The organism is Phenylobacterium sp. (assembly GCF_030697305.1).
Classification (GTDB): Bacteria; Pseudomonadota; Alphaproteobacteria; order Caulobacterales; family Caulobacteraceae; genus Phenylobacterium.
In genome coordinates this window covers 1-19242 of sequence record NZ_JAUYQL010000088.1, presented here as the reverse complement: position 1 = coordinate 19242, position 19242 = coordinate 1, and the positions used below count along the sequence as shown (strand labels likewise).

At 67.4% G+C, this 19242-nt stretch carries 15 protein-coding genes; 6 read left to right on the top strand and 9 right to left on the bottom strand.

Annotation, left to right across the window (positions count from 1 at the left end; genetic code table 11):
- Nucleotides 1-12 precede the first annotated feature (12 nt).
- The 3 genes from Q8R27_RS09505 to Q8R27_RS09495 form a co-directional block, all read right to left on the bottom strand.
- Nucleotides 13-3051 carry a TonB-dependent receptor domain-containing protein gene (locus tag Q8R27_RS09505; protein WP_305698793.1) on the bottom strand — a complete coding sequence of 1013 codons (3039 nt, stop codon included), beginning with the start codon at nucleotides 3049-3051 and terminating at the stop codon, nucleotides 13-15.
- Nucleotides 3052-3490: 439 nt separating this feature from the next.
- Nucleotides 3491-4867: an MFS transporter gene (locus tag Q8R27_RS09500; RefSeq protein ID WP_305698792.1), complete on the bottom strand. Its 1377-nt coding sequence runs from the start codon at nucleotides 4865-4867 to the stop codon at nucleotides 3491-3493.
- Between the two features lie 77 nt (nucleotides 4868-4944).
- Nucleotides 4945-6948: a TonB-dependent receptor gene (locus tag Q8R27_RS09495; RefSeq protein ID WP_305698791.1), complete on the bottom strand. Its 2004-nt coding sequence runs from the start codon at nucleotides 6946-6948 to the stop codon at nucleotides 4945-4947.
- A 161-nt stretch (nucleotides 6949-7109) separates the two neighbouring features.
- Here Q8R27_RS09495 and Q8R27_RS09490 point away from each other — a divergent pair, with 161 nt between their 5' ends.
- The 4 genes from Q8R27_RS09490 to Q8R27_RS09475 all read left to right on the top strand — a co-directional run bounded on the left by Q8R27_RS09490 (nucleotide 7110) and on the right by Q8R27_RS09475 (nucleotide 11821).
- A complete protein-coding gene (locus tag Q8R27_RS09490; protein ID WP_305698790.1) occupies nucleotides 7110-8585 on the top strand; it encodes an exopolysaccharide biosynthesis polyprenyl glycosylphosphotransferase in 1476 nt (491 codons plus the stop codon).
- Nucleotides 8586-8682: 97 nt separating this feature from the next.
- Nucleotides 8683-10128 carry a lipopolysaccharide biosynthesis protein gene (locus tag Q8R27_RS09485; protein WP_305698789.1) on the top strand — a complete coding sequence of 482 codons (1446 nt, stop codon included), beginning with the start codon at nucleotides 8683-8685 and terminating at the stop codon, nucleotides 10126-10128.
- Nucleotides 10125-11057 (top strand): glycosyltransferase family A protein, encoded by a 933-nt coding sequence (locus tag Q8R27_RS09480; RefSeq protein ID WP_305698788.1) that lies wholly within the window; start codon nucleotides 10125-10127, stop codon nucleotides 11055-11057. Before Q8R27_RS09485 ends, Q8R27_RS09480 begins: the two co-directional genes overlap by 4 nt.
- Complete coding sequence (locus Q8R27_RS09475; protein ID WP_305698787.1) at nucleotides 11054-11821, top strand: polysaccharide deacetylase family protein; 768 nt, start codon at nucleotides 11054-11056, stop codon at nucleotides 11819-11821. The genes Q8R27_RS09480 and Q8R27_RS09475 overlap by 4 nt, the downstream gene beginning before the upstream one ends.
- Here the strand turns inward: Q8R27_RS09475 and Q8R27_RS09470 are convergent.
- The 3 genes from Q8R27_RS09470 to Q8R27_RS09460 all read right to left on the bottom strand — a co-directional run bounded on the left by Q8R27_RS09470 (nucleotide 11787) and on the right by Q8R27_RS09460 (nucleotide 15358).
- Nucleotides 11787-13082 carry an O-antigen ligase gene (locus tag Q8R27_RS09470; RefSeq protein WP_305698786.1) on the bottom strand — a complete coding sequence of 432 codons (1296 nt, stop codon included), beginning with the start codon at nucleotides 13080-13082 and terminating at the stop codon, nucleotides 11787-11789. The genes Q8R27_RS09475 and Q8R27_RS09470 overlap by 35 nt on opposite strands.
- Complete coding sequence (locus Q8R27_RS09465; protein WP_305698785.1) at nucleotides 13079-13777, bottom strand: sugar kinase; 699 nt, start codon at nucleotides 13775-13777, stop codon at nucleotides 13079-13081. The genes Q8R27_RS09470 and Q8R27_RS09465 overlap by 4 nt, the downstream gene beginning before the upstream one ends.
- Before the next feature lie 72 nt (nucleotides 13778-13849).
- Nucleotides 13850-15358, bottom strand: coding sequence for a GumC family protein (locus Q8R27_RS09460; protein ID WP_305698784.1), 1509 nt, complete (start codon nucleotides 15356-15358; stop codon nucleotides 13850-13852).
- 86 nt (nucleotides 15359-15444) lie between these two features.
- On the opposite strand from Q8R27_RS09460, the gene Q8R27_RS09455 reads away from it, so the two are divergent.
- A complete protein-coding gene (locus Q8R27_RS09455) occupies nucleotides 15445-16170 on the top strand; it encodes a polysaccharide biosynthesis/export family protein (protein ID WP_305698783.1) in 726 nt (241 codons plus the stop codon).
- Between the two features lie 95 nt (nucleotides 16171-16265).
- Here the strand turns inward: Q8R27_RS09455 and Q8R27_RS09450 are convergent, their stop codons facing one another.
- The gene (locus tag Q8R27_RS09450; protein ID WP_305597411.1) at nucleotides 16266-16541 is read right to left on the bottom strand and encodes a sel1 repeat family protein; all 276 of its coding nucleotides are present in this window, start codon (nucleotides 16539-16541) and stop codon (nucleotides 16266-16268) included.
- Between the two features lie 181 nt (nucleotides 16542-16722).
- Complete coding sequence (locus Q8R27_RS09445; RefSeq protein WP_305698782.1) at nucleotides 16723-17454, bottom strand: glutathione S-transferase N-terminal domain-containing protein; 732 nt, start codon at nucleotides 17452-17454, stop codon at nucleotides 16723-16725.
- 162 nt (nucleotides 17455-17616) lie between these two features.
- Here Q8R27_RS09445 and Q8R27_RS09440 point away from each other — a divergent pair, with 162 nt between their 5' ends.
- Nucleotides 17617-18132 (top strand): RcnB family protein, encoded by a 516-nt coding sequence (locus Q8R27_RS09440; RefSeq protein WP_305698781.1) that lies wholly within the window; start codon nucleotides 17617-17619, stop codon nucleotides 18130-18132.
- A gap of 6 nt (nucleotides 18133-18138) precedes the next feature.
- Here Q8R27_RS09440 and gatB read toward each other — a convergent pair.
- On the bottom strand, nucleotides 18139-19242 hold a 1104-nt coding region (gene gatB / locus Q8R27_RS09435; protein ID WP_305698780.1), incomplete at its 5' end, for an Asp-tRNA(Asn)/Glu-tRNA(Gln) amidotransferase subunit GatB.

Here is a 19242-nt window from a genome sequence, read left to right as displayed (position 1 = left end):
TGTCGATGATCTCTAGAACTTCTTCGTCAGAGCGAGCTTGACCGTGCGGCCGAGGCCGCTGGCGACCGAAGCGTCGTAGTTCAGCTCGACCCGCGCGAGCGGCGGATCGGTGTCGAAGATATTGTTGACGTTCAGGACCGCCGTCGTGTCCCAGGGCAGGAATACGCGGTAGGTGACGTCGGTGGTCATCCAGGCCTTGATCTTCTTGCCGTCCTGGGGCCGCGGCGTCGCCGTGGCCAGGTTCGAGGTCGCAACGTCGCCGGTATAGAGGAAGCCGCCGTACGGCGTCGTCCGCTGGTCGGTGTAGCTGCTGGCGAAGTTGGTCTGGACGCGCAGGTTGTGCGGGCCCGAGTCCCACTCGGCGTAATAGACGGCCTTCCAGCGCGGCAGCGGGAACACCGCCGTGCCATAGTTGAACTTGCCGACCGCGTCGAAGGCGGGCGCGATGGTCACGCCGCGGATCTTCTGTTCCGCCACCAGGTACTTGTTGACGTAGGTCAGCTGCGCACCGGTCTTCAGGTTGCCGCCGTACACGTCGTCGAAGCTCAGGTCGCCAGTGATGTCGACGCCGTCGGTCTTGATCCCGCCGGAGTTCACATAGCTGACGTTGACCGCGGACACGTCGTTGGCCGAGCAGGCGCCCGAGCTGAACGAGAAGCGCGCCTGGATGTCGGCGAACGCCGGGCTGTTGCAGTTCACATTGGTGTTGTTGGGGAACATCAGGTTGAACAGCGTCGAGACCGGCTCGGTCACGAACGGATCGGTGAAGTCGAAGGCCCAGTAGTCGATGGTGCCCTTGAAGATACCGGCTTCGACGATGGCGCCCACGCTGTAGGTGGTGGCCTTTTCAGGCGACAGGTCAGAGTTGCCGGCGGTGAACACCGGGCGGAACACGTTGTTCAGCGAGACCTGGGTCGCCGTCTTGGCCGGATCGAGGAGCGTCAGCGGCGGCGCACGGAAGGTGGTGCCGACTGAGCCGCGCAACGCCAGCCAATCCAGAGCCTGCCAACGCAGGTCCAGCTTGGGGTTGAACGTGTCGCCGCCGCCATCTTCGCCATAGTTCTCGTAACGAGCCGCGATGTGCGCGCTGAAGTCGTCGGTGAACGGCAGGCTGACTTCACCGAAGCCGGCGTAGACGTTCTGGACAACGTTCGACGGGAAGATCGCCGCCTGCAAGGCGAACGGACCGATCGGCGCCAGGCAGTTGGTGGAGCCGGTGATCGGAGTGTCCGCGCAGGGCGTCACGGCGGCGTTGAAGAACGGGCTGTAGTCGGTGCGGTAGAACTGACGACGGAACTGACCGCCGGCCGCCCAACCAACCTTGCCGCCGGCGAATTCGATCGGCAGCTCGCCGTTCAACACGCCGTCGACGACGAAGATCCGCGACGTGGCGTCCGTGATTTGCTTCTGGAACAGCCACTTCACCAGCTCGGGGTTGTTGGCGACCGCCGGATTGAACAGCGGGTTGGCCACACCATCGTTCTGACCGTAGACCGTAGCGTTGCGGGCGTAGGAATTGCTGAACGGGTTGAAGTAGTAACAGCCCAAGGCGTTGTTGCCGGCGTTGGTCGTGAAGTTCGCCGTTTCAGCCGACGTACAGCCGTTGGTGTCGCCACCCAGGCTGCCGAAGCCGCGCAGGGCCAGTTCCTGACGGTTGACCAGGTAATCCCAGCCCGTCTGCTTGTAGTTGATCGTCTGATAGGTCGAGGAGACATCCCAACCGATCGCATCGTCGAACAGCTTGCCCGAGAAGCCGCCCGACACCCGGTACGTCTTGATGTCGACGGTGATCTGCGTGGGGCCATTATCGAACTGCGAGCTGCCGCCGAGGCCGAATGGACGGAAGGGGAAGCTGCCGCCCGAATAGCGCACGCCCGTGGTGTTGGCCGGGAAGGCGTTCGGGAACTGCTGGATCAGCAGCGCCAGGCCGGGGTTGCTGGCCGGCACATAGTACTGGCCAGGGACCGGCGACGTCGCCGCCGTCGGGCCTTGCAGCAGGCTCGGGTAAGGCGAAGTCAGCTGGGTGGTATAGGTCTCGGCGTAGAGCGCTTCAGCGTGGAACTTCACCGTGTCCGACAGGTCGAAGTTGGTTTCGCCGTAGAGCTGGAAGCGCGACGAAGGGTCGACCAGATTGACGGTGACGCCGGCAAGACGGGCGAAACAACCCTGCACGCCGCCCGAGATCGCGCCGGTCGCGGGATTGACCGTCGCGTTCAGGAAGCCGGGCTGGGCGCCGACCGTGGCGCAGCCGGGGTCGCGGATCTGGGCGCCGGACGTGAGGACGCCTGCGCCGATCAGCGGAATGAACGAACTCGGGTTGTTCGACGTCGAGAAGCCCGCATCCGGGTTCTGCAGGTAGGTGGGAGAGTTGAAGTCACGCTCATTGGCGCGCAGACGTCCGCGGTACTGATAGGCCGCCGACAGCAGGACGTTGCCGTTGTCGCCGCTCCAGCCCCAGGTCGCGCTGGTGCTGTAGTCGGGATTGTCGGCGTCGGCGACGTAACGGACGTCGCCCGCGACCTCCAGGCCGTTGAAATTCTTACGCGTGATGAAGTTGACCACGCCGCCGATCGCGTCCGAACCGTAGGTGGCCGCGGCGCCGTCCTTGAGCACCTCGATGCGGCCGATCGCGGCCTGCGGCATGGTGTTCAGGTCGACCGAGCCATTGCGGGTCGGGAAGGTCGCCACGCGCTTGCCGTTCAGCAGCACCAGCGTGCGCTGCGGGCCGAGGTTGCGCAGGTTGACAGTCGCGATGCCCGCGATCGTAAGGAAGGTGGTCGCGTACTGGTTCTGGTCGCCCAGCACCCCGCCGCTGACCGTCAGGCGCTTCATCATCTCGACCGTGGTCGGATTACCCTGGCGCTGCATCTCATCGGCGCCGATCACGTCGACTGGGAGTGCGGCGTCTTCAGGCGTACCGGCGATGAACGAGCCGGTGACGACGACTTCGCTGACTTCGCTGTCATCCTGGGCGTAAGCGCTAGCGCCCCAAAGGCTCGCCACAGCGCAAATGGCCAAGGCTGAGCCTTGGCCGAACAAACTGGCTTTCATGTAGTTCTCCCCTAGAGCGTACCGGTTGCGATGCCGGCGTCAGTTGTTTCGATCGACCGACCGAGGCTGGCCCGCTCGGGGCCTCGCTTCGGCGACGGATTCGGAAAATCGCACGATCTCTAACGGCTTGGTCCGCGGTAACGCGGCCCGATGCAGTGGAGACTGCGACGAGGGGAACCTATGAGAAGGTTTGACCGGAGGATCAATAACCTCTGGGGCGGAACGCACCCGTTCCATAGGCAACGGCGCCCTTTGTTTTCGAGTGTGGGAAAAAAGCCACGCCGTCAGCCTTGATGTAAGAGCATCAACTTATTGCATAGCCACAAAAGAACTTAAGAAATGCCTCGAGCCTCGAGATGTTGCGATGCATTTGGTGTGAGCGGGCAGCGATCAACTCGCGGTCTACTGCATTACGCAACGTCAGCGCATCTCCATGGGATCAGTGGCCGGAGATCTGTTCCAGCGTCTGATGACGGGTCCTTGGTCCGAAACCGCCGATGACGACGACCACCACACCCATCGCCACGGCGATGAACACGAACACTCCGATGGTTCCGAAGTCGCGCAGGAAAAAGGCGATCATGAAGGAGGTGAGCACCGTCGACAGCCGGCTCCACGAATAGACGAAGCCCACGGCGCGCGCCCGGATCCGCGTTGGAAACAGCTCGGCCTGATACGCATGGTAGGCGTAGGACAGCAGGTTGTTGCTCAGCGTGATCAGCACCCCGAACGTGATCAGCGCCGCGGCCCCCGTCTGTTGGGTGAACAGCAGGCCGAACGTCGCGGTGCCGATCGCCGCGGCCACGATCTGCCATTTGCGTTCGATCCGGTCGGCGATGGTGCTGAACATCAGCGGGCCGATCGGATAGGCGATGGCGATGATGAACGACCACAGCAGGCTCTTGGTCACGCTGGCGCCCTGCGCCGCCAACAGCGACGGCACCCAGTTGCCGAAGCCGTAGAACCCGATGGTCTGTGCGAAGTTGAACACCGCCAACATGATGGTCCGTCGCCGATACGGCGGACGGAATATCTCGCTGAATCGGCCCTCACGGACCTCGGCGGAGGGCTGCGCCGTCGCGACGGGCAACGGGCGGCCGAGTTCGGCCTCCACCTTGGCCTCGATACGGGTGAGGATCGCATGGGCTTCCTCGATGCGGCCATGAGAGGCCAGCCATCTCGGCGATTCGGGCACGCGGGCGCGGATGACCCATACGGCGACGGCGGCCACCGCGCCGGCCAGCATCACCCAGCGCCAGCCCGCGATCCCCCACGGCGACAGCGGCACCAGCCACCAGCAGACCAGCGCCACCGTCGGCACCGCGAGGAACTGGATGAACTGGTTGATCGCCAGCGCGCGCCCGCGAATCTCCTTGGCGACGAATTCGGTGATGTAGGTGTCGATCGTGACCAGTTCGACGCCGATGCCGATCCCGGAGATCAGCCGCCAGATATCGACGCCCAGGGCCGTCGTCTGGAAGGCCATGACTACGGTCGCGGCGCTGTACCAGATCAGCGACCAGGTGAAGATCGCGCGCCGGCCGAAGCGGTCGGCGAGTTGTGAGAACACGATGGTGCCGATGAACAGGCCAGCGAAGGTGGCGGCGGCGAAGGCGGCCTGATCGGTTAGGCCGAACATTCCCTTTTCCGCCCCGTGGAACACCCCGTCGGCGATCAGGCCCGGGGACACGTAGGCGGTCATGAACAGGTCGTAGAACTCGAAGCAGCCGCCCAGCGACAACAGGACCACCAGGCCCCACATGTGCTTCGACGGCGGCAGCCGGTCCATCCGCGCAGCGATGTCCGCCGCGCTCATCGCCTGCGTCATGGATTCCCCCCCGGGCGCGCCTTGCGGTCAGAGTGACAGCTTGGACGCGCCGGGGCGAGCCTGCGTCAATAGCTCTTGCGCAGCCTCAGGATCAGCACCCTGCCCCAGCGAAGGTCCCGCACTTCGGTGTAGAGCAGAGGCGTGCGGTCGCGCGCGCCGGCGTAGACGATCCGCTCGCGCTGGAAGCTGCGTTCCGTGAGATTGAGCACCTCCAGGCGCACCAGCAGGTCTGGCCTCGGTTTGTACTCGGCGAAGAAGTCGATCCAGGTGTCGAACTTGCGGTTCTCTATCTCGCTCAGACGGAAGTTGCGCTCGCGGATGCCGGCGTCGGGAGCAATGTCCAGTCCCCAACTGCTCTTCCAGCGCGGCAAATCCTGAACGAAGTGGAAGTCCCATTCCACGGGGCGAACGGCGGAGATCTCGCGCTTCTGACCTGTCAGCGGATCGGTGACCTCGGAACGGCGCCACGTGCCCTGCGCCTTGAATCGGGCGTTGGACACGCCGAACCGATCGAGCGGCAGACTGATGTTGGCGATCAGTTCGTCCTTGCTGCCCTTTCCGATGTTCCCCGGCGCGTCAGCCACCGGCACGCCGCCGAAGAACAGCGGGATGCGGTCGACCACGTCGTCCAGCTCGGAATGGCGGGCCGTCAGGATCACGGCTGCGCTGGGCCCAAAGCGCCGTTCGTAGGCGGCCTCGAACACCCAGGCCTGCTGCGGCGCCAGGTCCGGGTTGCCGGCGATCACCACCCCGGTGTTGGCCACGGTCGACGAAGCGACGAAGTCGTCGAAGTTGAGCTGGCCGACCTCACGTTCGACCCGCACACGAAACTGGTCGCCGGCCTGCGGCGACCAGGTGATCAGCGCCCGGGGCTTTGTGAACTGCAGCGTCTTGCTCAGGTTGACGTCGCCGCTCGATGTGACCTCGGAACGCTCCTGGCGCACGCCCGCCTCGAGGTTGAAGTGGTCGTTTATCCGCCAGGTCACGGTGGCGAAGGCTTCTGCGCGCTTCTCCTCGACGGTGACGTTGGCGGCCGGCAGCACCACCGGCGCGCCGTTCACGGCGAGCGTGGTCGCCACGTCCAACGTATTGAAGGCGCCCTCCCCGCCCACCTCCCACGAGATCGTCGGGCTCTGGCGGAACTGGATGTGCGCGCGCCCGACGCTTTCGGCGATGTCCCGATCGAGACCGAATCGACGCTGGGTCAGACCGCGGAAGTCGGACTTCTGGGCGTTGGTCTTCCATTGCTGGAACCCCACGGCCTCCAGTGAGGTGCGCGCGCTCAGCCCGCGGCTGTAGCGCGCGCCGAGTTCGGCCTGATCCCAGACGCTGGTGTCATGCTGGTATTCGACGCCGCCCGGCACGCGCAGCCGGTCGGTGATGTCCAGGTCCTGGGTGAACGGCTGGAAGGCGCCGTTCAGGCGCAGCTTGCCGCCGGCCAGCGGCGTCTCGAAGGCTCCGGTGGCGAATTTGCGATAGACACGTCCGTCGGCCTCGACGTCCGAGAGGATCTGGATGGAGCGGTTCGGCGCATAACGCACCCGCTGTCCGTCGCCGTATGTCGCATCGGGCAGATAGCCATAGTAGACTGAGAATTCAGCCGAGCGCCCACTGGGCCAGCGCCAGCTGCCTTCGCTGCGGATGTTGGTGAAGACCCGACCGTCATAGAAGTAGGCGACCGAGCCGGTGGTGGCGCCCTTGAAGCCGGCGCCGCTGCGCAACACCACATTGGCCAGCACTGCGCGGCCCTGCATGTCGACCCCGCCCGCGCCGCCCCGGATCAGCTCGATGCGCTCCACCGACGAGGCCGGGATGCGCTTGAGGATTTCGTCGAGGGTGTCGTTCTTGGCGACCGGCGGTTCGCCGTTGATCAGCACGTTGCCCGTGGCGCCGGCCAGACCGCGCACCGCGACGCCCTTGTCGAAGGCGAACCCAGGAACCCGCTGGACCATGTCCAGCGCCGTGGTCGGCGCGGCGCCGGCGAAGAAGCTCGCCGGATAGGCGATGACGCCCTGCTCGGCGGCCAGAGCCGGCGCCTCCAGTTGCGGCACGGCCGCCGCCAAGATCATCAGAACGCTCAACGCCATCCCCTCGGAAAGATTCGACGACCCCGACGAATAAGGCCGGCCGTCGAAAGCGCCACCGTTCGTCGATGCACCAAGTCCGAAATCCGCCGACCCGCGCCGTTCGTTAACGGCGTGCTCAGATCGAGCTGACAATGTGCCGCGCCGTGCGTACGCTCCCTCTCCCAGACGCCACCGCCGCCTCGCCGTCGGCCCAGGAACGCCGCGGGCCGATGCGGCCCGGTCGGCTGCTCTCCACGCGCAAACGACTGCAGGGGCGCGCGGTCGCCTGGCTATTCCGCGCAGGCGATGCGGCCGCCATGGCCTCCGTGTCGCTGGCGACCTCGACACTGACGCCCGGCCAGACCCAGGCCGCTTTCCACCTTCTGTCCGCCATCGCGGTGCTCGCCGCGCTCGGACTGTTCGGAGCCTATGATTTCCGGCGAAGCGAAGGCGTCAGGTTGCACCTTTCACGCGTCGCCGCCGCGTTCCTGGCCGGCGCGGCCGGCGCGCTCGCCGCCTGCGCGCCGCTGGCCATGCGATCCGACATCGGCGACGCCGCGCGCTCGTGGATCCCGCTGGCGCTGCTGGTGGTCACCATCCTGCACCTGGGTTGGTGGCTGTGCGTGCGCCGCTGGCGCGTCAATGGCCGACTGGCGCCCAATATCGTGGTTGTGGGCGCAACCGGCGCCGCCGAGCGGCTGATCGCTGCGGCCCTGGATCGGCGCCAGGTCAACATCCTGGGCGTGTTCGACGACCGCGCGGGCCGCGCTCCCGGCGCGATCCGCGGCGTCCCTGTGCTGGGCGACACCAAGGCGCTGATCGATCATCGCATCATGCCCTACGTCGACCGTGTGGTGATCACCGTGCCGCCGCGAGCGACCGCGCGCGTGGCCCAATTGATCGAACGCCTGCGCGTCTTGCCCAACGAGATCACCCTGTTGCTGGAAGGCCAGGACCAGCCCGCCGAGGCCGCCGCGATCTCGCGCGCCGAGGATGTGCCCCTGGCCTACATCAGCGGTCCACCGGCCGACGCCCTGCGCCCGATCGTCAAGCGCGCCCAGGACCTGGTGATCGGCGTCCTCGCGCTGCTGGTCGCCGCTCCCGTCATGGCGGTGATCGCCGCACTGGTGCGCCTCGACAGCCCCGGCCCGGTGCTGTTCAGCCAACGCCGCCACGGCTTCAACAACGAGGAGATCGTGGTGTGGAAGTTCCGCACCATGCGCGCCGATGCAGCCGACGCCACCGCCGCACGCCAGGTGCGCCCCGGCGACGAACGGGTGACGCGGCTGGGCCGCGTGCTGCGCGCCACCAGCCTCGACGAGCTGCCGCAACTCTTCAATGTGGTGAAGGGCGAGATGTCACTGGTCGGCCCCCGCCCCCACGCTGTCGGCATGAAGACCGGCGATGTGGAGTCCGCCCGCCTGGTCACCGAATACGCCCACCGCCACCGCATGAAGCCCGGCATGACCGGCTGGGCGGCGATCAAGGGCTCGCGCGGACCGGTCGATACGCCGGAGTCCGTCCGCGTGCGCGTCGCCCTCGACGTAGAGTACATCGAGCGCCAGTCGCTGTGGCTCGATCTCTACATACTGACGATGACGCTGCCTTGCCTGCTAGGCGACCGCAAGGCGGTGCGCTGAGCGTACAGCCCAGCGGCTTTTATCCGATCGCAACAGGTCTTGCCGCATGGTCGCCCAGGCGCGCCATATTCGGCGGTCGCAGGTTCAAGGAGCCCCGATGTTCTGGCGAGGCGTGATCGGTTATCTGCCGGTCAATGTGGTGCAGGGGGTGGTGGGATTGCTCACCATCGTCACCTTCACCCGCCTGCTGACGCCTGAGCAGTACGGCCACTACGCCTTGGGCTTCTCGGTGATGGTGCTGGTGCACACCAGCCTGCTCACCTGGACCGAAGCCGCCATGGCCCGTTTCTGGGTCGGCGAGGAGGCCAGGGGCGACGCCTCGCAACACATGGCGACCCTCTATCGCACCTGGCTGGTGCTGCTCGCTGCGCTGCCGCCGGCGGCTCTGGTCATCGCATTTTGGCCGATGCAGCACGACCTGAAGCTGGCCGCCGCAGCAGGTCTCGCGGCCGTTGCGCCCCGCTCGATCGCCAACCTCATCCAGCAGCGCCAGCGGGCCGCGGGCGAGGTGCGCAACGCCGCGTTCATGGACATCGCCCAGACCCTGGGCGCCTTCGGCATCGGCGTCGCTATGGCGCTGGCAGGCTGGGGTGGAGCTGCTCCCGTGCTGGGCGCAGCCGCCGCCGCCGGCCTTTGCGCCATGGTGCTGCTGCCGCGTGAACTGGGGCGCGCCAAAGGCGGACGTTTCGAACCCAAACGCGCGCGCAGCTACGCCGCCTACGGCACGCCCGTCGCCCTGTCGTTGATTCTGGCGCTGGTGCTGGCGACCACCGACCGCTTCGTTATCGCCGCCTACCTCGATGAGGCCAGCGTCGGCGTCTACCACGCCGGCTACAGCCTCGCGAACCGCACCCTCGACGTGCTGTTCATTTGGCTGGGCGGCGCCGGCGCGCCGGCGCTGATCATGGCCATGGAGCGGGGCGGCCGGCCGGCGCTGGCCAGCGCCGCGCGCGAACAGGCCTCGCTGATGATCCTGCTGACGCTACCCGCCGCGGCAGGCGTGGCGCTCACCGCCGGACCCTTGTCGGACCTGCTGGTGGGCCCGGCCCTGCGCGAAGGCGCGGCCCAGGTCACGCCATGGATCGCCGCCAGCGGCTTCCTTGGCGGCATGACCACCTACTATTTCAGCCAGGCGTTCACGCTGGCGCGGCGCACCGGCCGGCTGCTGGCCGCGATGGCGATCCCGGCCGTGGCCAACCTGGCGCTCAATCTGGTGCTGATCCCGCACATGGGACTGACCGGCGCCTTGCTCGCCACCCTGATCAGCTTCGGACTGGGCCTGATCGCCACCCTGGCTTTGGGCCGCGGCCTCGTCGACCTGCCGATCCCGTGGAAGACGCTCGCAGAGGCCGGCTTGGCCACCCTTCTGATGGGCCTGGCGGTGAACGAGGTGCCTTCCTTGGGCGGTGTGATCGAACTGGCGCTGAAAGCCGGCGTGGGCGCCCTGGTCTACGGCGTGGTGGTCTATGTGCTGGACGCCGGCGGCCTGCGGTCGCGCGCCGGCCAGCTTCTGCGCACTGTGCGCGCCAGGCCTGCGGCATGAGCGCCAGCGACGAAACCCTCTTCGACAACAGCACCTGGGCCGGCGCACAGCCGCGTCTGTCGGTGCTGATCCCGTTCAAGGGCGACGATCCGGTCGACCTGCTCCTGGCGCTCGACCGCGAGGCCGCCGACGTCGAGATCGTGCTGCTGGACGACGGCTCCCAGGACGAGGTTCTGGCACAGCGCGTGACGCAGACCGTAGCGGCGGCCCGCACGCCCGCGAGGTTCGTGCGCCTGGCCGCCAACGTCGGCCGCGCCAAGGGCCGCAATCGCCTGGCTTCCCATGCCCGCGGAGAAGCGCTGCTGTTCCTGGACAGCGACATGGCGCCGGACGATCCCCACTTCCTCGGCCGCTGGCGTTCGCTGGTGGAAGACGAGAACCCGCCGATCGCCTTCGGCGGTTTCTCGCTGAAGCAGGCGCCGCTTCGCCGCGAGACCGCTTTGCACCGACGCATGGCCGCCAACAGCGACTGCCTAGGCTGTGACGCCCGTCGCCTGGCGCCCGAAAAGACGCTGTTCACCTCCAATCTGCTGATCCGCCGCGACGTGTTCGACGCCGAGGCCTTCGATGAAGGGTTCTCGGGCTGGGGATGGGAGGATGTCGAGTGGGCGATGCGCGCCGTGCGTCGCTGGCCGATCCTGCACATCGACAACACCGCCACCCATCTGGGCCTGGACAGCGCCGCCACCCTCGCCGCCAAGTACGAGCAATCGGCCGCCAATTTCGCCCGCGTCGCCGAACGTCATCCGCAGGTCGTCGCCGACTACCCGAGCTATCGGGTCGCCCGGGCGCTTAGGCGCGTGCCCTTGCCGACGGTGTGGCGCCCGGCGCTGAAGGCCTTCGCCCTTGCCGATGCTGCGCCGCTCGGCGCGCGGGAGTTCGCCATGCGCCTCTACCGCGCCGCCCTCTACGCGGAGACCATCCGTTGAAAGCCTATGCCGACGCCTACCAGCCCGACCGCTCTTTGCAGGGGAAGCTGCGCCGCCGCGTCGTGCGGCTCGTTCACCGCCGCCCCCTGGCCATCGCGCCTGAGCGGCCGATGATCAGCTTCAGCTTCGACGATGCGCCCGCCACCGCCGTCCACACGGGCGCCCAGTTGCTGGAGGCGCGCGGCGCCAGGGGCACCTACTTCGTCTGTGGCGGCCTGGCCGGCCAGGACGTGCCCATGGGCCGATGCGCAGAAGCCGCCGACTATCGGAAATTGGCCGAGACCGGACACGAGGTCGCTTGCCACACATTCTCACACTTGGATTGCGGACAGGCCTCGGCCGACGCGGCCGACGTCGAGGCGGCGCGCAACACCGCCGAGTTCGCCCGCTGGGGCCTGCCAGCGCCGACGACCTTCGCCTATCCTTACGGCGACGTGGCGGCGGGGCCGAAGCGTGCGCTGGGGTCACGGTTCTCGGTGCTGCGCGCGCTGCATCCAGGTCTGATCGAGCTGGGCGTGGACCTGAACCAGGCGCCCGCGGTGGGGATCGAGGGACCCGACGGCGAGGCGCGGGCCCGCGACTGGATGGGGCGAGCCCTGCGCGCGCGGGCCTGGCTGATCCTCTACACCCACGACGTACGCGACGCCCCTTCCCCGTGGGGCTGCACGCCGCAGTCGCTCACGCGGTTGATTGACGAGGCGCTGGCGGCGGGATTCGAGATCGCGACGGTCAGCGACGCCGCGCGACGGCTGGGCGTGGGTTGACGTCCAACGGCCTGTCCGGCCAGGCGAGCTTCACCGCCACCGCCACGAACAACACCCAGCGCAGGTCGTTGTAGGTCACCGCCACGCTCTCGGTCAGCGACATCAGGCCGTAGACCAGCAGGAACGGCGCGGCCAGGTAGGCGCCGCGCTCGCGGAAGATCGCCACGGCGGCGAGCACCGCGGTCTCGACCCACATCAATGCGAACGCCGCCAGGCCGAAAACGCCGAGGCCCAGCCACTGCTCGATCCAGGCGTTGTGGGCGTGCTGGGGCTTGAAGCCGGCGTCCTTGACGATCCAGGCGAGCGGCCCCCAGACGCCCTTCAGCGTCCACACCGCCTCATAGCCGAAGCCGGTCCAGGGTCGTTGCTCGATCTGCCGCATGGCGGCGTCCCAGATCAGCGTGCGGCCCGTGAAGGTGGCGTCCTTGCCCAGCAGGTTGAACACCACGTCGGCGGCGAAAAGCAGCACCGCCGCAGACAGCACGACGCCCACGACGCCGGCCCAGATCGTGGCGATTCGCATCACCGGTCCGCGCCGGATCAGCGCCACGAACACCAGCGCGCCTGCGCCCAGCAACAGGCTCACCAGCGAGGTCTTCGATGTCGACAGCAGAACCAGCGCGAGGGTCAGGGCCGCAAAGCTCCACCAGAGCCAAGCCCGTCGGGGGTTCAGCATGGCGGCGGCGGCCAGCGATATGAAGCCCAGAGCCATGTTGCCGCCCAGCGCGTTCTTCTCGGGCCAGACGCCGCGCCACGCGCCGGGGAAGATCTCCGACATCCGCCCGAGGGATGGCGTCAGCAGCCCGGCGAGCAGCGCCACGACGGCCAGCAGGGCGAAGGTCGCGGCGATCACCTCGGTCATCTGCGCCCAGCGATAGCGAACGGCCAGCGCCACCCCGCCCAGCGTCGTCAGATAGACCGCGACAGCCCGTCGCGCGGACTGGTCGGGCGCGATAGACCACGTCACCGAGATGCCGACGATCGCCAGGAGAATCAGCAGGAACGGCTGGCGCAAGGCCGCCAGCGCGGTGTCCCGCGGGCTCATCGCCAACATGCCCAGGCCGATCGCATAGGCCGGGAAGAACAGGGCGCGCACCAGGCTGTTGCTGTCCGCCTGCGGGGTTTCGCCGGTCAGCGGCATCACCCAGCCCTGGCTGTAAATCACCAGCATCAGCACACAGGCGCAGGCGATCCCAGCGCCGACCAGATCGAACCCGCGCCCTCGCGTGGAGCCGGCCGGGCTCCAGGCGACCTGAGTCACGGCAGGATGCCCTTCAGGAACGGCGGCGGCCCGAGCGTCATGCGGTTGAAGAACAGGCCGGCCACTGTGCCGCCCGCCCCCCCGATCGCGTCGCGCAACAGAGCGGGCGCACGCACGTCAGCCTCGTCCGCGGCCACCACCAGCACGGTCTGATCCATGAACGGCGCGAGCGTGATCGCGGCCTGAGATCTGTCGGCCGACGGCGCGTCGACGATCACCACCTCAACGTGGCGGCGCAGGGATTCCCAGTAGCGCGGGCTCTGCACCACGTGGACGGTCTGGCCAGCCCGCAGCAGGTCGCGGCGAAAGCGGGTGACCCACAGGTTGGCGCGGCCAACGCGATGCGCGTTCAGATAGGCGCCGTCGGGCCACGGGCGACCATCTGAGGTGCGGCCGCCGGGTTGCACCGTGAAGAACACCGAACCATCGGGTGTGGCCGCGGTCGGCTCGCCCATCACGCCATAGCGCGACGGATCGGCGCCCAGGATCGCGTGTTGCGGCGAGGCCAGCAGGTCCAGGTCGATCAGCCACACGGTGCGGCCTGAAGCGGCGACATAACGGGCGAGTTCGCGCGCGACGGTCGAGGCGCCTTCTCCGCGACGCGCGGAAACCAGCTGCACAGTGCGCGCTCGGCCAGGCGCGGAAGCTCCCAACGAAGCCCACAGCTCGGCCATCTCGGCGTTGAGGTCCACCATCAGTCGAATCGCCGCCAAAGCAGGGAGCTGCAGGCTAGCGCAGTTCGCCCCGTGGCGTCGCGCCGTCGCATCTCAGGCGGTGCGCGGTTTGAGCGAGGCTGCGCCCAGCACCGGCAGGTCGAGCGTGCGCGCCGCCGATCGCGGGGTCGGCAGGCCAGGCCGCAGGAAGGCGCGCAGCAGACCGGCGCACAGCGCGGTGAAACCGGCGAACAGCAGCGACAGGATCGCCACCGGCTTCTTCAGGCTGGTTCCCTTGGTCGGCGGCAGGGCGCGCTCGACGATACGGATGTTGTCGTTGGAGAAGGCCTGGATCTCCTGAGCCGCTCGGCTCTGCTGCTCGCGCACGGTGAAGTCGCGCACGTTGGCCTGCAGCACGTCGCGGTCGAGGCTGAGTTCCTGGAACGCCGGCTCCAAGCCCGCCAGCTTGATCCGCCGGTCGGTGACCTGCTGGATCTGGCGCGCCAGCGCTTCCGACGCCTGGCGCAAGGCGGCGGATTCCGCGGCGAGCTGAATCTTGTCGGTCTGGACGGTCTGGTAGACCGGATTGACGCCGACGCGGCGCGCGCTCTCGCCGCTGGTGCGGCCTGCGCCGATCGCCATCTGCAGCTGGGCGATCTGGTAGTCCAGCTCCTGGACCGGGCGTGCGTTGGGCTTGTAGCGCGCCAGCAGGTCCTCGCGCTGCACCTTGAGCTGAACCAGCTTGTCAGCGGCGGCGGGGTTGATGTCGTGGAACAGGCCGACCTCGGGCGTCAGCGCCGCAAGCTGGCCGTTGAGCGCCGCCAGCCTGCCCAGACGATCCTGGAGCTGGGCGTCGGTCTGGTATTTCTGCTGCTCGATCTGCGCCTGAAGTTGCGACAGCGAGGTCTTCTCAGCGACGAAATCGCCGATCCGGTTGTTGTTGAGGAACTGCTCGTAAGCCGAATCGGCGGCGGCCAGCTTTTGCTCGAAGCTCTGGCGCTGCTGCTCCAGCGCCGGCGAGTCGGTCTCCGACAGCACGGCACGACGATAGATCAGGTACTCCTCCAACAGGGTGTTGAGCACCCGGGCCGCGACCTCCGGCTTCTGGTGGGTGAAGCTGACGCGGATGATCGGGGTGTCGGGCGCGGTCTCGACCTTGAAGCCGCTTTGCAGTTCGCGCAGCGCTATGCCGCTGATCTCGCGCTTGTCGGCGGGACCCGCGGAGGCATAGCGCTCGGCGAGCTTGGGATCGATGTAGGCCAGGCCCAGGCGCTCGATCACCCGTTGCTTCAGGTGTGCGCTGCTGAGGATCTCGGTTTCCGACTGGATGACCTGGTCGGAGTCAGGCACCGCGCCACGACCGGCGTCGCCGGCGCGGGGTTCGTAAACGTACTCCTGGCCCAAGCGCACCAGGACGCTGGAATAGGCCGGATAGCGGGTCTTCATGCTGAACGCCGCCATCAGGCCGAGGGCGAAGATCACGGCGAACACAACCAGCATCAGCCCGCGTTCGCGCCACAGCAGCGTCGGTATGTCGCTGACCACATAGCGCGGCCGCGACGCCCATTCCGATCCAGACGTGGCGTCCGGGCCTTTGAGGTTCCAAGCTGCAGGCGCCGCCATGGTGATTCCGACCAATCCAGTTCACCGAATGACCGTGGCCGGACGCCCTTAACGATCCGTTACCCATTCTCTTTAACCATTGGCTCATGAGCACAGATCACCGCCCCGCCCGTCGAATGGTGCTCCTGGCCGCCCTGGCGCTCGCCGGTTGCGCCGGCGCAGGCGACAAGGCCACCGCCCCAACGGCGCGCGCCGACTTCGCTGATATCCCCTACGCAGATTGGAGCGACTACGAGCCGCCCTACCGGTTCTATCCGGGCGACGAGCTGGAGATCGCCCTGCCCTCAGCCCCGGAACTGAACAAGACCCTGACCGTGCAGCCGGACGGTCGCGTGGCCCCCGGCTTGACGCCGCCAGTTATGGCCGCCGACCGGACGATCGCCGAGGTGCAGGCGGCATTGGCCGAATCCTTCTCGACGGTGCTGCTGCGTCCCGACGTCTACGTCACCGCCAAGGCCGCCCCGCTGAAGGTGTTCGTGGGTGGAGAGGTCGGCAATCCGGGGATCTACGACATGGCCGGCGACGCAGACGCTTTACGCGCGGTCGTCCAGGCCGGCGACTTCAAGCCCACCGCAGACCGCAGCCGGGTGATCATCATCCGACGTGGGCCGGACGGCGTGGGGATGATGCGTCGGGCCAATCTGTTGCGCGGCCTGCGCTCGTCGTCCGCGGACCTGGTGCCGCTGCGCCGCTTCGACATCGTCTACGTGCCGCGCAGCGGCGTCGCGGCGCTCGGCATCGTCGTGCAGCAGTACTTCCGCGACCTGTCGCCGATCGGCTTCAGCTACGCCCTAGGCGACCAGCCTCGTTAAGGCGCGGGCGCCACGCTAATTTTCGAGATTGGGCGACTGCTCGTATCCTTCTCCCCTTGCGGGAGAAGGAAGCGTTGGGAGCGCGGGCGCCGCCCTCAGCCGTTGGCCAGCCATTCGCGCGCGGCGCGCTGGGCCTCGGCGACGTCTTCGGACGCCATCTCCTGGCTGAGCTCCTTGCGGTACACCTTGGCTTCCACCGAGCCGCGCATGGCGGCCAGATTGAACAGCATGTGGGCCGACACATAGTCGAGCGGCGCGCCGCCCTGACCCGTGGAATACAGCATCGCCAGGCGGAACAGCTCGTCCCCGCTGGCGTCCGCCTTCGGCAGCGGCAGGCCCTCGACGGCTCCAACTTCCATGCTCATGAGCATGATCTTCAACCCTTCCCAAGACCGCTGCGCCTCCGTTCTGGAGATCGCTTTTGGTCATCCTGGAAGCCAGGAGAGTCGATCGCGGCTGAACATATAGTTAACTCGACACGGCCCGTGATCTATTGGCCACAGTCGAGCCCTCGGCGCCTTTTACTGCAGCGAAATCTGTATCTCCCCGGAGTTAACGCGCCCGCTGGTTGAACAGCATGCGCCGGGCCTCTTCGGCCTGCGCCCCGCTGGCGGCAAGGCTTGCGTTATCACGCCGCAGGGCTTCGCCCTTGGCCAGCGCGCGCTTCACCGCGTCACGGGTCTCGATCCGGGCGCGCCAGGCCTGCACGTTGGGGAATTCCTCGAGATTGATTCCCTGCATCGCCCAGGTCGAGGTCCACGGCCAGGACGCGATGTCGGCGATCGAATAGTCGCCGGCCAGATAGTCTCGCCCCTCCAGCCGCCGGTTCAGCACGCCGTACAGACGGTGCGCCTCGTTGGTGTAGCGAATGGCGCCGTAGCCGATGTGGCGCTGGTCCGAGGTCATGGTCGGCGCATAGCCGCGGAAGTGGTGCGCCTGGCCCAGCATCGGCCCCAGGCCGCCCATCTGCCAGAACAGCCATTCATCGACGGCGACCCGCGCGCGCTCGTCCGCCGGATACAGCTTGCCCGTCTTGCGGCCCAGGTACTGGAGGATCGCGCCGGACTCGAACACCGAGATCGGCTGGCTCCCCGGGCCGTCGGGGTCGACGATCGCCGGCATGCGGTTGTTCGGGCTGATCGCCAGGAACTCCGGCTTGAACTGATCGCCTCGGCCGATGTTCACCGGTTTGATCTCATAGGCCAGGCCCATCTCTTCGAGCGCGATGGTGATCTTGTGGCCGTTCGGGGTGGGCCAATAATGCAGGTCGATCGGTTGCGGCATGGCGGGGGTCCTGATCCGGTGAGAGGCTCCGCATTGGACCCTGCGGGCGCGACTGACAACCGCTGGCGCCGTTCAGGCGCGGTTCAGGCCGATTTCCCCAAGGTGATCGCCTGAGGGATGACTGTCCGACCGCCGAGCGGCCGGACGCCAGGAGACTCGACAATGAAACGCCTGATCATGAGCCTGACGCTGGCCGCGGTGGTCGCTGGCCCGCTCGCCCTGTCCGCGGGCGACGCGAGCGCCCAGCCGCGCTACGAGCGCGGCGACGACCGTTGGGACAGGCGCGACGACCGCCGCGATGATCGACGTTCTGACAGGGGAAACAGGCGCTGGGATCGGGGCGACGGTCGTAACGACGGCCGCTGGGACAGGGACGATCGGCGCAGCGACCGAGGCTGGGATCGTGGCCGTCATAACGGGTATTATTTCAACAACACTTGGCACTACGGCCCGCCGCCGCAAACCTACTACACGAGCCCCTACTACCGGCCGGGCTACAACGCCTGGCGGCGCGGCGCCTACCTGCCGCCGTCGTACCGGGGCTACATGCTGAACGACTACGGTCGCTACCATCTGCGCGCGCCACCGCGCGGCTACGCCTGGTATCGGGTCGACGACGACTACCTGCTGGCGGCCATCGCCAGCGGGCTGATCTTCGACATCATAGGCGACCGGTAGAGGCCGTCAGTCGCCGCCGAGCTTGGCGCGGAGCATCTGATTGATGGTGGCCGGATTGGCCTTGCCGCCGGTCTCCTTCATCAGTTGACCCACGAACCAGCCGATCGCTTGGGGCTTGGCCTTCACGGCCTCGGCCTGGCCGGGGTTGGCGGCGATCAGCCGGTCGATCATCGCTTCCAGCTCGCCGGTGTCGCTGACCTGGCGCAGGCCGCGGGCCTCGACGATGGCGCTGGCCGCGCCCTCTCCTGCCCACATGTGCTCGAAGACTTCCTTGGCGATCTTGGAGGAGATCACGTCTTCCTCGATCAGCCGCACCAGCTCGGCGATGGCTTCGGGTTTCAGCGGGCTGTCCGCGATCTCCAGGTTGGCGGCCGACAACTGCGCCGTCAGCTCGTTGGTCACCCAGTTGGAGGTCAGCTTGGCGTCGCGCCCCGCCGCCGCGGCCTCGAAGAAGTCGGCCTTGGCCGCATCGCCCACCAGCACGCCGGCGTCGTAGGCGGACAGTCCGTATTGCGACTGCAAGCGCGCCTTCTTGGGGTCCGGAAGTTCCGGCAGGCTGTCCTGTATCGACTTCACCCAGGCGGGATCCAGCACCAGCGGCAGCAGATCGGGATCGGGGAAGTAGCGGTAGTCGTGTGCTTCTTCCTTCGAGCGCATCGAACGCGTTTCGACCTTCGTGGGATCGAACAGGCGCGTCTCCTGCACGATCTTGCCGCCGTCTTCGAGGATCTCGATTTGGCGGCGCGCCTCGTACTCGATCGCCTGCTGGATGTAGCGGTACGAATTGACGTTCTTGATCTCGCAGCGCGTGCCCAGGCCCTCGCCCGGACGGCGTACGGAGACGTTCACATCGGCGCGCAGGTTGCCCTTCTCCATGTCGCCGTCGCAGGCGCCGAGATAGACCAGGATCGTGCGCACCTTCTTCACATAGGCTGCGGCTTCGTCGGACGAGCGCATGTCGGGCTTGGAGACGATCTCCATCAGCGCGGTGCCGGCGCGGTTCAGGTCCACGTAGGTCGCGTCAGGGTCCTGATCGTGCAGCGACTTGCCCGCGTCCTGCTCCAGGTGCAGCCGCTCGACGCCGACGGTGAAGCTGGTGCCGTCGTCGCG

Bases quoted from the DNA above. Each gene is read 5' to 3' on its own strand.
- Q8R27_RS09505 (WP_305698793.1), bottom strand. From the start codon at position 3,051: ATGAAAGCCAGTTTGTTCGGCCAAGGCTCAGCCTTGGCCATTTGCGCT.
- Q8R27_RS09500 (WP_305698792.1), bottom strand. From the start codon at position 4,867: ATGAGCGCGGCGGACATCGCTGCGCGGATGGACCGGCTGCCGCCGTCG.
- Q8R27_RS09495 (WP_305698791.1), bottom strand. From the start codon at position 6,948: ATGATCTTGGCGGCGGCCGTGCCGCAACTGGAGGCGCCGGCTCTGGCC.
- Q8R27_RS09485 (WP_305698789.1), top strand. From the start codon at position 8,683: ATGTTCTGGCGAGGCGTGATCGGTTATCTGCCGGTCAATGTGGTGCAG.
- Q8R27_RS09480 (WP_305698788.1), top strand. From the start codon at position 10,125: ATGAGCGCCAGCGACGAAACCCTCTTCGACAACAGCACCTGGGCCGGC.
- Q8R27_RS09465 (WP_305698785.1), bottom strand. From the start codon at position 13,777: ATGGTGGACCTCAACGCCGAGATGGCCGAGCTGTGGGCTTCGTTGGGA.
- Q8R27_RS09460 (WP_305698784.1), bottom strand. From the start codon at position 15,358: ATGGCGGCGCCTGCAGCTTGGAACCTCAAAGGCCCGGACGCCACGTCT.
- Q8R27_RS09455 (WP_305698783.1), top strand. From the start codon at position 15,445: ATGAGCACAGATCACCGCCCCGCCCGTCGAATGGTGCTCCTGGCCGCC.
- Q8R27_RS09450 (WP_305597411.1), bottom strand. From the start codon at position 16,541: ATGCTCATGAGCATGGAAGTTGGAGCCGTCGAGGGCCTGCCGCTGCCG.
- Q8R27_RS09445 (WP_305698782.1), bottom strand. From the start codon at position 17,454: ATGCCGCAACCGATCGACCTGCATTATTGGCCCACCCCGAACGGCCAC.
- Q8R27_RS09440 (WP_305698781.1), top strand. From the start codon at position 17,617: ATGAAACGCCTGATCATGAGCCTGACGCTGGCCGCGGTGGTCGCTGGC.